The following is a 15,028-nucleotide window of genomic DNA, read 5'->3' as shown; positions in this document are numbered from 1 at the left end:
CGAGTTATAAGTCTACAAAAAAACCGCTATATATCAATCGTTATAGCGGTTTTTCGAGTGATTATCGTTACACAATTCGGGAATGCAGGTTGTAAAATAAAGCCTAGCTCTTTAAAACGTAATGCTGAACGTTGTTTTTCTTTGACTTTACTAAAATTTTTCCCGTTAATAAAAACTTCGCCTTCTGTCGGGCTTTGTAGTCCGCCAGCAATCGTTAATAATGTGCTTTTGCCAGATCCACTAGGTCCAATAATCGCAACGAATTCTCCAGCTTTAATAGCAAAATCGGTTTTCTTTAAGGCCGTGACTTCAGTATGACCTTTCCCAAATTTTTTGGTTACTTGTTTAAGTTCTAATAAATTCATAAGATTACCCTCCAATCGCTTCTAGTGGATCAATTTTCACAATTGTTCGAACTGAGAACAGTGCGCCTAAAATAGCAACACTAATCAATACCACTGTAAAACCTGCTAAAAATAGATAATTTGTCATATAAGGAACTGCCTCGGGTAAGACAAGAGCTGTACCTAACGTCAAGACTAAGCCAATCCCAACACCAAGCGTTGCTAATAAAAAGGTTTGGGCAACAATTGATTTAGCAATATAACTTGTTGCAATTCCTTGAGCTTTCATAACACCAAACATACTGCTTTTTTGTAATGTTAAGACATAGATAAAAATACCAATCACGAAGGCCGCAATTACAAATAAAAAGCCAATCATAATACTAAAAGTTAAGGTTTGTGCCGTATAACCTGGAATATTTGAAATAAAGTTTTTTGACGTAATCCCACTAACCTTATCTTTATCTAAACCTAAATCTTTCATATTTCCAGATTTGACGACGACCCCGCTAATTCTCTGAGTTGCTGACGGATCAGTTGTACCAAATTTTGCCGCTTGCCACTCTGCCATATCCATGTAAACAATCGGAGCTGTATTAAATTTACTGTTTGTGGTGAATCCGACAATTTTCAACGTTGCTCCGTTGGTAGATAGTCGAATCTTATCTCCTAATTTCAGTCCCTTTATTTTCAAGCTGTCATCAACTACAACCTCACCTTCTTTTTCAAAGGTGCGCCCTTCTGTTACATTTGGATTAATAAACTCATCTTGATTGACGCCAAAAACATTAATATTGATTTTTTCAGAAGTACCTTTTTTGGTAATAACTCCGGCTAACTGCCCTAATTCTGCTGTTTCTTTAGCCTTAATATCTTTTACATCGTCGCTAGAAATCGTTGAAGCAGATAAATTATTGTTAGCTTCACTGCTTAAAACAATTCCTGCAGCATCCCATTTATCGACTACCAAACGATTGTCCTGGGCTAACCCATAGGCTAAGCCTGTTAAAAAAAAGACTAAGTATGATACTAAAAACATCACTCCTACAATTAGTGCAAAACGTGTTTTTGAGTATTTTATTTCGTTCCATGCTAAAAACATGTTATCATCCCCATTCATTTATCAATTGATAAACAAATAATACCATTTATCATTTGATAAGTGAAATAATTTGCTTGAAAACTGTCATTTAAAATAAAAAAAACCAATTCTAAGTTGAATTGGTTTTTACGAATGACTATTACTTAAAAACGCCATGCAGCATGAAATCAGTTAACTCGCGGACTTGTTCAGACATTGGCGTTTTTGATGCAAATTTTTGGTTGCCATTAAACATTGGACTAATGCTAGTCACCACAAACTTAGCTGCCGCTCGTGCTGAAACTTCAGGTCGCAGAAGCCCTTTTTCTTGCATCTCTGTAAAGAAATCATCGAAGGGACGAGAATAGGTATCTTGGCTTAATTGGAACAAAAGATATTGATTTTCTGGTTGCATCTCATTTAAAATATCATGAATCATCAGCATAATGTTCGTCGGATGTAAATCAATTAAAGTCAGTATCATCCCAGATAATTTGGTTTCTGGGTCAGTTTCTTTTTTTAGAATTTTATCTAGTTCTTTTTTTACACTTGTTGTTAGTTCCCGAATGACTTCTATATATAGCGTCTCTTTGTCTTTAAAATGATGGTAAAGAGCCGGTTGAGTAATCTTACTCTGTTGGGCAATTTCTCTTGTAGAGGTTGACTTATAACCCTTTTGCATAAATAAAATTTGCGCTTCTTTAAGAATTTTCTCCCTTGTCAGCTGCATTTCTTCTTTACGTGTCAACTTTTCCATTTACATTCACCTTCTTTATTTCCCAATTAAATAGTATTTATAATTGTTACTATACTATATTTAGTAGGCTCTGTCTTTATAATTACTCTATAAGCACAAAAAAAGACTGGAAACTCCCAGTCTACTATTTTTAGTTAATCTGCTAATTCCATTGCCCTTTTTTTAAATTCAGACATTTCCGCCTGTAAATTTTGTTGTAAGCTACTTAATGACTGCTGAACCAACTGTTTTTTCTCCACAACACATCTGCCATTAATATAAACCATTTCTACATTACTAGCATTTCCAGAATAAACCAAAACTGCATAAGGGTCAAAATTAGGAAACATATTGACTGATTTTGTTTCTACTAAAACGACATCTGCTTGTTTTCCAACTTCTAATGAACCGACTTCCTTAGATAAGCCTAAAACTTCTGCTCCACCATTAGTCGCCAAGGCCACAATTTCAACCGCCGGAAAAGCACCTCGATCTTTTAAGGTTGTTTTATGAAAATTGGCAAACAACTTCATTTGAGTAAACAAATCAAGTGTATTTCCGCTACTTGGTCCGTCTGTACCTAAACCAACTGGGACTCCCGCTGCTAGTAAATCTTGAATGCGTGCAACACCTTTGGCTGATTTCGTATTTGCGCCGATGCAGTGTGCCACTTTTGTTCCAGTTATTTTTAATAGCTCGATATCGTCATCAGTCAAGAAGATGCAATGAGCCGCAATCACACGAGGACTTAAAAAGCCAATTTTATGCAGATAACCAACTGGCGTTAGGCCATATTTGTCCATAAAATACTGTACTTCGTAATCCATTTCAGCAACATGTAAACTAACAGGCACATCATATTTTTCTGCTAACATAGTCGTTTTTTCTAAGGCTTCTTGACTATTTGTATTTGGAGCATGGGGCGCAATCGCTGGGGTGATTAACGGATTTCCTAACCACTTGGGAATATAATTTTCGGCATAAGCTAAACCACCATGAGGCTCTTGGGCATCACAAGTTGGGAAATCAATGATCGTTTCGCCAAGAATACCACGACTCCCCATTTCTGCTGTAGCTTTTGCCAATTCATCTTCAAAATAATACATGTCCATAAAACTAGTGACACCCGCCAATTGCATCTCAGCGATAGCATACTTTCCACTGTGATAAGCCAGTTCTTTAGTCATATGTTGCTCTAATGGAAATAGGAAACGTCGCAAACGGTCTGGTACATCGTCTCCTAAAGAACGAAAGGGAACCATACCAATATGCGTATGGGTATTAATCATCCCTGGCATTAGAATTCCTTGTTCACCATCAATGACTTTATCAAAGTGACTTAGTTCTTCTGTCAAATTTTCCATGGCTCCTAATGCGACAATCCGTGTGTCCTGAATAATGAGATAGCCATCTGGAAAAACATCTCGTGTCGCATTCATCGTTACTAATTGGACATGTTGAATCAGTGTTTTCATTTGAACCTCGCTATCACTGGAATAATTGCTTGTGTTCTAGTATCCATCATTCCAATATCTGTAATTTTAATCGCCGGTGAAACAGGTAACGACAAGGTTGAAAATGACATAATTTCATTCATATTTTTATAGCCTAAATCCACCATTGCCTTGCGTACAGCTTTCAATTCTGTTCCTAAAACAGACAACGGCGCGGCACTTAAAATCCCGCCAATTGGCAAGGGACATTCTGCGACCACTCGTTCTTGATCTACAACAATATAGCCACCTTGAATCTCGACTAGACGTTGTTGTGCCACAACCATATCTGCTGCAGAAGTTCCTAACACCATGACATTATGATGATCATGGGCCCATGTTGTAGCAACTGCGCCTTTTTTGGTTAACGTATTTTCAACAAGTCCATAGGCGATGTTCCCATTTTTTCCATAACGTTCCATCACAACTACTAACGCCAACCCACTATTTTCCCAATCCACAATTCCATTCTTAACTGGTAAAATGCGTTGGACTGGTTTTGTAAAAGTCCCAACTTCTTGAATTTGCATCACATTACAGCTAGCTTCTGTAGCATCGGCTGGTGCGGTTAACTGAAAGTCAATAAGTTCAGCCATTTTGCAATGGACCGATTGGTAAAATTCTGCTGGAAAATTTTCTGTGGCTTCAGGTGCTTGAATGTTCTCACCTTTTGTGTGAACTAATTGACCTTTTTTATACACTTGATAAATATCTAATTGCGCTAAGTCATCTAGTAAAATAAAATCAGCCATTTGACCTGGTGCGATCGCGCCACGATCTTGGAAGCCCATCCGTTTAGCAGGTGTATAAGTACTTGTGTAAATTGCCCATTCAGCTGGCATACCACATTTAATTGCATTTTTAACAATTTGATTTAAATGTCCTTCTAATAAATCGTCTGCCATCACGTCATCTGTAATTAATGCTACATATTCATAAAAATGATTGTCAACAATCGTCTGGATGTTTTCTTTTGTAATTGATTTTCCCTGCATTTCAAGAAACATTCCGTTACAAATTTTTTCATAAATGGATGCCGGGCTTTGATGCGTATGGTCTGCTGTCACACCATGATAAATAAATGTAGCTAAGTCTTCTTTGGTAATTTTCGGAACATGTCCTTCAATAGGCATTGTTGGACGTGTTGTTTGACATTCACGAATAATCTGACGAATTAAAGAATCGGGTTCAGAAATAATCCCTTTAAAGTTCATCGCCTCACCTAAACACATAACTTTAGGTGATTTTAGTAATTCACGAACTTCTGGTAAGCCAATGACTCCGCCCGTTGTTTCTAAATCAACAGTGGTTGAAGGCACCGATGAAGGAATCGCATAAAAAATATCTAACTCTGTCTCTGCTTGTAAAAAGGCTTCGACACCTTTTAACCCAAAAACATTAGCAACTTCATGAGAATCCGCAATAATCGTCGTGACCCCATGGTACAAAGCTGCTTTTGAAAAAATAGATGGAATCGTCATGGAACTTTCGATGTGCATATGACAATCAATCAAACCTGGAATCATATGACGTCCGCCGGCATCGATGGTTGCTTTTGGCTCTAAGTATTTTAGATTTTCTTCGCTAATATAAAAGAAGCGTTCACCAGCAATCGCCACATGTTTGGCTTCAAATTTTTGGATAAAGGTATTGAATACCTGAGCATTTTCAACTAATAAATCAACCTGCATTTTTTATTCCTCTTTTCTACTAATTCACTATTAAAATAACCTTAAGCACCGAGAAACCATTCGGTTATCAGTTGCAAAAGGTTATCTATCGTCTGTATTATTGATTTAAGGTTTTATTCCATTGATCAATCCAGCTTGCCAATTGACCGTTAACAAAGCTGAAATCAATAACTTTTGCCCGATCTGCAACGGCTCCATAAGTTTTATTTTCTGCCGTAGCATCATCTAAAACCACTTTGGCATTGGTCGGTGCTTCGTTTAAAGACTTAGCTGTAACTTCTTGTAACTCTTGACTAATTCTCCAGTCAATGAATTTTTCAGCAAGTTCTTTATTTTTAGAATTTTTAGTAATGTTAATGGTATTGAAGTTGGCATATGTTCCTGATTCTGGTACAACATAAGCAACATCTGCATCCGCTTGAGTAATAATTGGAACAGCAAAATCCCCTACAACAGCTGCAACAATTTCACCAGATTTAAACATATTAGCTAAGTCTGAAGATTTTCCGTAAGTTTTAACAACGTTAGGAGCTAATTCTTTTAAGCCTTTAAAAGCTGCGGCACCCTTATCTTTTTCAATGTCTCCACCTTTATAATCATTGGCTAGGTAAACCATTGAAGGGCCATAAGTCGTAGCAATATCTGGAATTGAGATTTTACCTTTTAAAGCTGGATTCCATAAATCAGACCACTCTTTAATTTCCATTCCAGCAGCTTCTTTGTTGTAAATAATCCCGATACTATTAACGCCATAAGCTGGACCGGCTCCGTCCGTTGCAATTTCTTTAGCTGCGTCAGTTAAATTAGCCATATTCGGTACTTTTTCTGCATCGATTTTAGCAAATAAACCTTCATCTAAACCTTTTGCCGCATTAGATTGCGATAATTCAATGACATCTACTTTCGAATTAGGGTTATTTTCTAGTTTTGTATAACGTTCTGAACTTGTCCCTGTTTCAACAACGATTTTTACATTGTTAGCTTCTTCAAAGGGCTTAAAAATATCCTTTTGAACAATATCTTCACTTAAACCAAACGTTGATACAACTAATTCTTTGGGTACATTGCTTGATTTATCTGCGGCCTTATTCCCACAACCTGATACTACTAAAGCTCCCAATAATGCAACTGCTACAAAACCTAAACCTTTTTTCATTTCATTACCCCACTTTTTTTATTTTTTTAAACTAAAACGACTTTATGTTCTGGCAAGCAAAGTTGAACGCGATCACCTGAATGGTAGACTTGCTTATCTGAACCATTAACTAATAACTTACCGATAGCTGTTTTGACTTCATATTGATAACTTTTCCCTAAAAAGGTCCGGACACTAATTTCACCAGCAAGTAGATTGGTTCTATTTTCTTGTTCTGGATGAACAATTTCAATATCATCTGGGCGAATCGTACCAATCGCCTTATTATTTTCAGAGCTTCTTGTCGTTTCAAAAATTGTTCCATTTTCAGCTACATAACTAAATTCTGATTTTTTTTGCAATTGAAAGAAGTTTTCAAATCCAATGAAACGGGCAACAAATTCTGTTTTAGGATTGTTGTAAATAACCTCAGGAGTATCATATTGTTCAATAATCCCTTTATTCATGACAGCTACTTTATCTGAAATTGAGAAACACTCTTCTTGATCATGAGTCACAAAGACCGATGTGATACCTAATTGACGCTGAATTCGTTTGATTTCCATCCGCATATTAATGCGTAATTTTGCATCTAGATTACTTAAAGGTTCGTCCAATAATAAAAGTTTAGGCTCGATAACTAAGGCTCTAGCTAATGCAACACGTTGGCGTTGGCCGCCAGACATTTGCTTGGGATAACGATCGCCAAAATCTTCTAGTCCACAAACCTTCAACATTTCAGTAACTCTGGTAGCAATATTCTCTTTTGATTCTTTTCTCAACTTCAAACCAAAGGCAACATTTTCTCTGACGGTTAGATGAGGAAACAATGCATAACTTTGAAAGACCATACCAAAATTACGTTTATGGACTGGCACTTTAGTCAAATCTTCATTGTCTAAAACAAAGTTTCCATCGTTAGGTTCGATTAGTCCCGCAATCACTCGCAAAGTTGTGGTTTTGCCACAGCCACTTGGGCCTAATAATGAAACGAGTTCTCCTTTTTCCATTGAGATATTTAATTCTTCTAGAATGTTCGTTTTGCCATCATAGCTCACACGAATATCCTTTAAATCAACAAATGACATTTGAACAATTCCTCCTCTTTTGGTTATGCAATAGCAGCTAAGCCTAAGGTTTTTTCAATAATATACATCAGCACAATCGTTCCAATCATTAATAAAACGGAAATAGCTGAAACAGTTGGATCATAATTATATTCAATATAGTTTAGTAAAGATGTTGGTAAGGTTGTGACTCCTGGACCAGATAAAAACATTGAGACAGGAATATTATTGAAGGAATTGATAAATGCTAGCATAAAGGAAGCAAAAATTCCTGACGTAATATTCGGCAATACAATCCGGATAAAAGCCCTAGTCCGGGTACAGCCTAAGGTCCAAGCAACTTCTTCAATGGAAAAATCAAGTTGTTCTAGGCTTGAGCCAACTACTCGAATAATGTAAGGCAAGCTAATTAAGAAATGGCCAAGTAATAGGCCTTGGAAGACAGGTAATTGAAGTTGAATTACAACAAATTGAAATAAAGAATACCCAACTACGATTCCTGGTACAATCGTTGGTGATAAGAAAAAGCTCTTTAACCATTTTCGTCCTTTAATCCCATGTCTCGCTAAAGCGTATGCTGCTGGCACACCAATAATCAAAGCAAGCACTGTGGCTAGAAGTCCAATTTCTAAACTCAGCAGAAAACCATCGACAAAAGCCTCTGACACGAAGATGTTTTGATACCATTTAAAGGTAAATCCTTCGATTGGGAATTGGATTGTAGCATTTTCGCCAAATGAGGTAATCGCAATCAGCACTAATGGTAGGAAGAGAAAAGCGAATACTAGTCCGACGAACAGGGTTAAGCCTCTTTGTTTACGCATTTAGTTCACCTCTCTTATCTGCTTTTCCGGCAATCCAGTTGAAGACGCGCATCACAACGATAGTGGTCACGATCATCACGAATGCGATCACACTCGCTCCGGACCAATCGCCTAATGCCATAGCTTTTTGGTAGAGAAATGTTGCTAAAAGCATATTTTTATTGCCACCTAATAATTGTGGTGTTGTGTAGGCGGTTAGTGTTCCAGTAAATACGAGAACACTGCCGACGATAATTCCTGGAATACTTAAGGGTAAAATAACTTTCATAAAGGCTGAAAACCGATTGGCACCTAAGGTTTCAGCGGATTCCATAATTTCTGGATCAATATTTTCAACTACTCCAACTAAGGTCATCACCATAATTGGTAAAAATAAGTAAATGGACCCCACGATAATCGAGAATTCTGTATACAGCATAACGATTGGTTGTTTGATTACGCCGATACTAAGTAAAAAATTATTAATAACTCCATTTTGGCCTAAGATGTTAATCCAAGCAAAGCTCCGAATAACTGAGTTCGTCAGCAAGGGAAAAAGTGTCAAAGCCATTAACAAGCTGCGCCATTTTTTAGGACTTCGCGCAATATAGTAAGCTGTTGGAACCCCACATAAGGCTGAGATGAGCGTCACAATTAAGGATACTCTTATAGTCCGAATGAAAATACTAATGTTGTAGCTATCGCTAAAAAACTGTTGATAAGCTGTTAGTGAAAAACCACCTTCAAAAACGGTTGGCAATAAAATTGAAACCAAAGGCATCACTAAAAAGAAAATCAAAAGAATCAACCCTGGCGCTAAGATTAGATAAGGTATGCTTTTTTTCATGGTAGGTTCCTCCTTTTATAGAATGTTGCACTCGCAGTCTTAGCCTCGACTAGAAAATAGGAAATTCTAAGAAAAATGTCTTTTTCCAAAGCGTTGGTGCATAAGAGCTAGACTAAATAAAATGCTCATTGAGATATTCTTTATTTAAAATCGTCCTTAAAAACGTACATTAATTTTTCAGAAAGGAATAACGTAGTGATTAATCAACAAAACGACTTTTATAGTATAATCAATTTACACTGTTTTTTCAATAGAAAAACCAAATTAAAAACAATATAAAACTTTTAATGTTCGTGTTTATATCAAGAAAAACTGGTAAAAAGATATTCACGCGCAAAAAAGGACGAATAAAACAATTTAGTTTTATTCATCCTTTTCTCATATATGAATTTCCTGATAAAAAAATCGTTCGGTTTTACCTTCTGGAAACAGTTTTTTACCACTTAATTTTAAAAACCATACCATTTTTTTGTTTTGTTGGCTCAAAAGAATAAGTTAAGTGATCCCGTTCTAGTAATTGTCCAACAATATACAGGCCTAAACCCGTCCCACCGTCTTTTCTAGCTCGCGCATAATCTGGGCGATAAAAAGCGGCAAAGACTTTACTCAAATCATCCGACGTCAGTGGTTCACATTCATTTTCTAATGCGAAGCCAGCTTCATTTAAGGTAACAACAATCCGACCATTTTCTGAAGTATATTGTAAAGCATTACTAAGCAGATTCATAAGTACTCTCTTCAAATCTTCACGAACGCCTTCAATCTGGACTGGTTCTATCTTAGTCTCCAGCTTGTATTTTTTTGTTTTTGCCATCAGTTCAAAAACTGGTAAAACTTCTTTTTCAACTAATTCAGAAACTGAAAATATCTCTCTTTCACTTGCTCCTTCAATCATTTCAAGTCGTGATATATATAATATATCCTTCACTAACTGGCTTTGAGTAGCTAAAATCTCTTTGCAAATAGCTAGATAATGATCGCGATCTTTAAATTCCCCCACATTATATAGCATTCCCTCAACAATGCCTGACATTGCCGTAATCGGTGTTTTTAATTCATGAGAAGCAATCCGCATAAATTCAGCTTTAGAGCGCTCAATCTCAGCAGTTAACTCAATTTCTTGGTTCAATTGTTCAATTGTTGTCAGTAAGTTGCCATAAAGATAATTAATATCGGTTGCCAATGTGCTGACTTCATCTTTCCCAACTACTGGACAACGAGTTGTTTCATTCATTTCAGTCATTTGTTTTGTAATCATCGATAACTGATAAATCCGCTTTGTGGAGTAATAGGAATAGATAAACGCTCCGATTCCGCCAATTAAAAAACTTACAGCCAAAATCCAAGGATAAATATCGAGTAATACGCCTTTTGCTTCATCAATTGGTTGGAGAGTTCGAATCGCATTTAACTTATAAACTTGTCCTTCATTATCAACAAAGTATTTATACTTCTGAATAACATCCCCCCAATTTCCCAGATCATTCGTTTGAATGTTCATAGCAGTGATTAAGGGTTGAGCTGCTCCACTTTCAGTTACATTCCCAAAACTAGAATCATCTCTAACGACTACTTCATTGGTATTCACAGCTTGAGTGACACTTAATAGTTGACCATCTGGATAAATCAATTGGTCCTCTCCGTTTATCAAGGTCCATACTGCTCCAGTTTCCAAGCCTGTCTTATCTAAAATTTCAGTAGTCTCACTAATTGTTTTGCCTTCAATCTGTTTAGCAACATCCTCCATAATTTTAGATAGTTCCGATTCTTTTTTTTGCTGATAATATCCGGGCATAATCCAATAAAGCAAACCAAAAGCTAATGTCACAACAATAATAATAATTCCCGACGTGAAGAGAAAATTTTTCGTTCTGATTCTCATAGCTCTGCCTCGATTGCATAGCCAGTTCCTTTGACAGTTCTGATTTCAATACCGGGTAATTTTTTACGAATATTTTTTATATGGGTATCAATAATCCGGTCACTAGGGTTATAGTCATAGCCCCAAATTTGATCCATCAATTGCTCACGCGTCACAACTTTGCCTTTACGGCTAATTAATTGTGTAACAATATCGTATTCTTTTTTTGTTAAATTAACTGCTTCAGATTGATTTTCAACAGTGCAAGCATCTAAGTCAATTGTTAACTCACCGTATTTAATTTTCCCGCTATTTTCTTCCTCTTGCACGTTTCTACGGAGCACCGCTTCAACTCGTTTAACCAAAATCGTAGGCGAAAAAGGCTTGGTCACGTAATCGTCAATTAGATTACTATAACTAACTACCTGTGTGTATTCATCATCTAGTGCGGTTAGCATAATAATTGGAATTTGAGAAACTTCTCTAAATTGAGCCAGCAACGCTAAACCATCGATTTTGGGAAGCATAATGTCTAAGATAATTAAATCTAGAGTTTCCTTTTGGAAAATATCCCAACCTGCTTGCCCATCTAGCGCTGAGAAAACAGTAAAATTTTGTTCAGCTAAAAAATTAGTAATGACTTTATTCGTCATCTCATCATCTTCGACTACCAAAATTCTTTTCTGCATAAACCCAACTCCTTCCTCGATTCCTTATTTAAAAAGCTTATGGCTTTTATTTTACCAACCCTACACTAAAAGCTCAACCTAATCATAACGTAAAGCTTCAATTGGGTCTAATTTAGATGCTTTGATTGCTGGCATTAACCCAAATACAATTCCGATAATTGAACAAAATGCCATACTACCTATAATCGCTAGCCAAGAAACCATGTATGGATAGTTCAAAGCCGACGTAATCCCTTTTCCGGCAATTAAGCCAAATAAAATTCCAGTTATGCCTCCAATAAAGGTTAACGTGACAGATTCAGTCAAAAATTGTAACAAAATAACTTTACGTCTAGCTCCTAAGGCTTTTTTCACACCAATTTCTCGTGTTCTTTCTGTCACTGAAACGAGCATAATATTCATTACACCAATTCCACCAACTAAAAGAGAGATACTAGCAATACCTGCTAACAAATAAAACTCTGAACGATTGAATTCATCCATTTGTTTTTCAAAATCTTCTAGATTCATTATCCCAAAAACATAATCCGATTGAGGAATAAAACCATTTAAAAGCATAGCCACTTTTTCTGCAGCAGGTTTTAATCCATCTGTATCCTCTCCTTGAACAATCACAGCTGGTGTTGGGTTAATTTCACCAGATACTTTAGGCCATTGAGTTAACGGAACATACGCTTTTCCATTTTCTCCACCACCCATAGCCATAGTCATCATGCCTCCACCGCTACTTATCTCGTTATTTGCTTCTGGATCTTCTACAACGCCTATAACCTTGAATGGAGTTCCATTAAGTTCAACAATTTTACCAATTCCATCTTCTTCTGGAAATAGATTTTCATAGGCCGTTTTGTCTAACATAACAACCTGGTTTTGCCCTTTATAGTCCGTCTCTGTAAAAAATCTTCCAGCCGTTAATTTTTGAGGTAGCATATCAAAATAATTTTTATCCATAGCTTTTATCTCTGAATTAACAGACTTGGAACCCCGAAAAATAGATGCTGATTTTTGATAGGTAAGACTAGCATTTTTGATTCCTGGCGTTTGTCTAACTTGATCCATTTGTTCTGCTGTGAATATCGGTAAATAATTAGGCTTTTTTTCGTTTCCATTTCCACCCATACCCATACTTCCAGAAAATTGGCTTGCAGGTCCAAAATCAACATTCATGGTATTATTCGGACCACCCATAATTTGTTTTTTCATGTTTGCCGTATTTCCTTCGATAATGCTGAAAATTGAAATTATTGCAGCAATACCAATAATTATACCTAACATCGTCAAAATCGAACGTAATTTATGCGCCCAAATGGATTGTAAAGATAAACTAAGATTTTCCAACATATGCCGTCACACTCCGTTCATCCTTTGTAATGAGCCCATCGCGTAAAATAATTTTTCGTTTTGTATAATCTGCTACTTCTTGCTCATGAGTAATGACTATGATCGTTTTTCCATTCTTGTTTAATTCAGAAAATAAATCCATAATCTGCTCACTCGTTTTTGAATCTAATGCTCCGGTTGGTTCATCTGCCAAAATAAAGTTAGCATTGGTAACTAACGCGCGAGCAACTGCCACCCGTTGTTTCTGCCCACCTGAAAGTTCAGCTGGTTTAAAATGCATCCGCTCTTCTAAACCCACTTGTTTCAAGGCAGCAATCCCTCGCTCTTTGCGCTCTGCTTTAGAAACTTTTCCGTAAACTAAAGGCAATTCAACATTTTGTAAAGCTGTTAAACGGGGCATTAAATTAAAATTTTGAAAAACAAAACCAATGCTTTCATTGCGTAAATCAGATAGTTCATAGTCTTTCAATGAAGAAACATCTGTGTTCTCAATTAAGTAATCCCCTCTTGTTGGTTTATCTAAGCAACCGAGAATATTCATCAAAGTCGATTTACCTGAACCAGATGGTCCCATGATTGAAACATATTCACCAGCTTCAATGGATAAATTAATATTTTTCAAAATTTCAACTTCGGAATCTGCTTGCCAATAAGATTTATAAATATTAGTTAATTTTAACATCTGAGCCAACCTCCATTCCAGCTTTCAAAGTGGAATAGGGATAAACAATCTGGTCTTCTTCAGTTAAGCCTTTTGTAATTTCAACTGTATTGGTTTCTTTATCCGGTTCACCAGCTTCAATTTTACTTTTTTCAATTTTGCCTTTTTTAACGAGCCACACATAGGATTCTTTGCCCTCTTGAATAACAAAGTCTAAAGGTAATTTCACCTTGTTGGCTTCATCTCCTTTTGGTAAAACTTCAACATACATATGACGTCCTAAAGGTGGAGGAGTATCCGTTGGATCAAAAATAACTTTAAAAGGATACTTAGACAGATTGGGATTTTCTTCTTCTTTTTTTTCATCGTCTCCACCAGATTCTGCTGCTAGATTTCCCACTTTGCTTATTTTTCCACTCCAAACCTTCTTCTCATCTGTCCGGTCAATGATTTTAACAGGTTGATCAATTGCCAACTGGTCTTTATTAAACTCATCAACCTGGCCATTTACGTATAAACTTGATGTGTCCGTAATTTCCATAAACGTCTCTTTGTTGCCTTCAGCAACAGACTTATTCATTTGATCAGTATCAACTTTTTTCACTACTCCGTCAACTTCAGCTAAAACATCATTAGAACCATACTTTTTTTCTGCATTTGTTACACCTAGTTGTGCTTTTTCTAGCTCAATTTCAGCAGTTCCAATTAATGAATCTGCCGTACGAGCATCAGACTTTGCTTGCGCTACTTCTGTCTCTAACTGTGTTTTTTCTTGTTTTAATGCTTCTTTTTCTTCTGCTCCTGCTTGGTTATATTTTGTTGTTAACTTATCTAAATCAGCCTGTTTTTTATTGTGTTGCTCCCATTTCAAACTAGCATCTGAACGTTTTTGTTCTAAATCGTTCGCTTGATTTGTGACAGTCAACTGCGCTTCTTTTAAGTCTAATTCGCCATCTGGATTTTGATAGGTGTAGAGTTTTTGACCTTTAACAACAGAATCACCTTCCTTCACGTGGACTTCTGATACTGTTCCTTTTGAATTATCTAAAGTTAATTTACTGATTTGATTTGGCGCGACACTTCCTGTTAATAAAAAATTGGACCCTTTGTTTCCATCACCAGATAATTCTTTAACTGTTTGTGGAATCAGCTTCTGACTTAAAGAATTTGCATTGCTTTGACTGCGTGTAAAATAAAAAATACTGCCAGCTATGATTGCTAGTACAATTACAACACTACTTATTAATTTTATTGGCTTCTTTTTTTTCATCTCGGCTTA

At 36.4% G+C, this 15,028-nt stretch carries 13 protein-coding genes and 1 pseudogene; all 14 read right to left on the bottom strand.

Annotated features, from left to right (window positions below):
* Positions 1-89: 89 nt before the first annotated feature.
* Positions 90-365 (bottom strand): annotated as a pseudogene (locus BR77_RS11545) (ATP-binding cassette domain-containing protein); the annotation flags it as partial.
* A 4-nt stretch (positions 366-369) separates the two neighbouring features.
* Positions 370-1,446 (bottom strand): ABC transporter permease, encoded by a 1,077-nt coding sequence (locus tag BR77_RS11540; protein WP_015077809.1) that lies wholly within the window; start codon positions 1,444-1,446, stop codon positions 370-372.
* A 139-nt stretch (positions 1,447-1,585) separates the two neighbouring features.
* Complete coding sequence (locus BR77_RS11535) at positions 1,586-2,182, bottom strand: TetR/AcrR family transcriptional regulator (protein WP_010051975.1); 597 nt, start codon at positions 2,180-2,182, stop codon at positions 1,586-1,588.
* A 134-nt stretch (positions 2,183-2,316) separates the two neighbouring features.
* Complete coding sequence (locus BR77_RS11530; RefSeq protein ID WP_015077810.1) at positions 2,317-3,636, bottom strand: amidohydrolase; 1,320 nt, start codon at positions 3,634-3,636, stop codon at positions 2,317-2,319.
* Entirely contained in the window at positions 3,633-5,345 is a 1,713-nt protein-coding gene (locus BR77_RS11525) for an adenine deaminase C-terminal domain-containing protein (RefSeq protein WP_015077811.1), read from the bottom strand. The genes BR77_RS11530 and BR77_RS11525 overlap by 4 nt, the downstream gene beginning before the upstream one ends.
* A gap of 97 nt (positions 5,346-5,442) precedes the next feature.
* Positions 5,443-6,501 carry an ABC transporter substrate-binding protein gene (locus BR77_RS11520; protein WP_015077812.1) on the bottom strand — a complete coding sequence of 353 codons (1,059 nt, stop codon included), beginning with the start codon at positions 6,499-6,501 and terminating at the stop codon, positions 5,443-5,445.
* 26 nt (positions 6,502-6,527) lie between these two features.
* Positions 6,528-7,568: an ABC transporter ATP-binding protein gene (locus BR77_RS11515; protein WP_015077813.1), complete on the bottom strand. Its 1,041-nt coding sequence runs from the start codon at positions 7,566-7,568 to the stop codon at positions 6,528-6,530.
* A 23-nt stretch (positions 7,569-7,591) separates the two neighbouring features.
* Positions 7,592-8,371: an ABC transporter permease gene (locus BR77_RS11510; protein WP_010051966.1), complete on the bottom strand. Its 780-nt coding sequence runs from the start codon at positions 8,369-8,371 to the stop codon at positions 7,592-7,594.
* On the bottom strand, positions 8,364-9,197 hold the full coding sequence (locus BR77_RS11505; RefSeq protein WP_015077814.1) for an ABC transporter permease: 834 nt from the start codon (positions 9,195-9,197) through the stop codon (positions 8,364-8,366). The genes BR77_RS11510 and BR77_RS11505 overlap by 8 nt, the downstream gene beginning before the upstream one ends.
* A 436-nt stretch (positions 9,198-9,633) precedes the next feature.
* A complete protein-coding gene (locus BR77_RS11500) occupies positions 9,634-11,079 on the bottom strand; it encodes a sensor histidine kinase (RefSeq protein ID WP_015077815.1) in 1,446 nt (481 codons plus the stop codon).
* Entirely contained in the window at positions 11,076-11,747 is a 672-nt protein-coding gene (locus BR77_RS11495; RefSeq protein WP_015077816.1) for a response regulator transcription factor, read from the bottom strand. The genes BR77_RS11500 and BR77_RS11495 overlap by 4 nt, the downstream gene beginning before the upstream one ends.
* A gap of 78 nt (positions 11,748-11,825) precedes the next feature.
* The gene (locus tag BR77_RS11490; RefSeq protein WP_051926804.1) at positions 11,826-13,085 is read right to left on the bottom strand and encodes an ABC transporter permease; all 1,260 of its coding nucleotides are present in this window, start codon (positions 13,083-13,085) and stop codon (positions 11,826-11,828) included.
* The gene (locus BR77_RS11485; RefSeq protein ID WP_015077818.1) at positions 13,072-13,770 is read right to left on the bottom strand and encodes an ABC transporter ATP-binding protein; all 699 of its coding nucleotides are present in this window, start codon (positions 13,768-13,770) and stop codon (positions 13,072-13,074) included. Before BR77_RS11485 ends, BR77_RS11490 begins: the two co-directional genes overlap by 14 nt.
* Complete coding sequence (locus BR77_RS11480; RefSeq protein ID WP_035065092.1) at positions 13,754-15,019, bottom strand: efflux RND transporter periplasmic adaptor subunit; 1,266 nt, start codon at positions 15,017-15,019, stop codon at positions 13,754-13,756. Before BR77_RS11480 ends, BR77_RS11485 begins: the two co-directional genes overlap by 17 nt.
* Positions 15,020-15,028: the final 9 nt, after the last annotated feature.

This window comes from Carnobacterium maltaromaticum DSM 20342 (assembly GCF_000744945.1).
In the GTDB taxonomy this organism is placed as follows: Bacteria; Bacillota; Bacilli; order Lactobacillales; family Carnobacteriaceae; genus Carnobacterium; species Carnobacterium maltaromaticum.
Note: the sequence above shows the minus strand (reverse complement) of the source record. Positions and strands in the feature narration are given on the sequence as shown.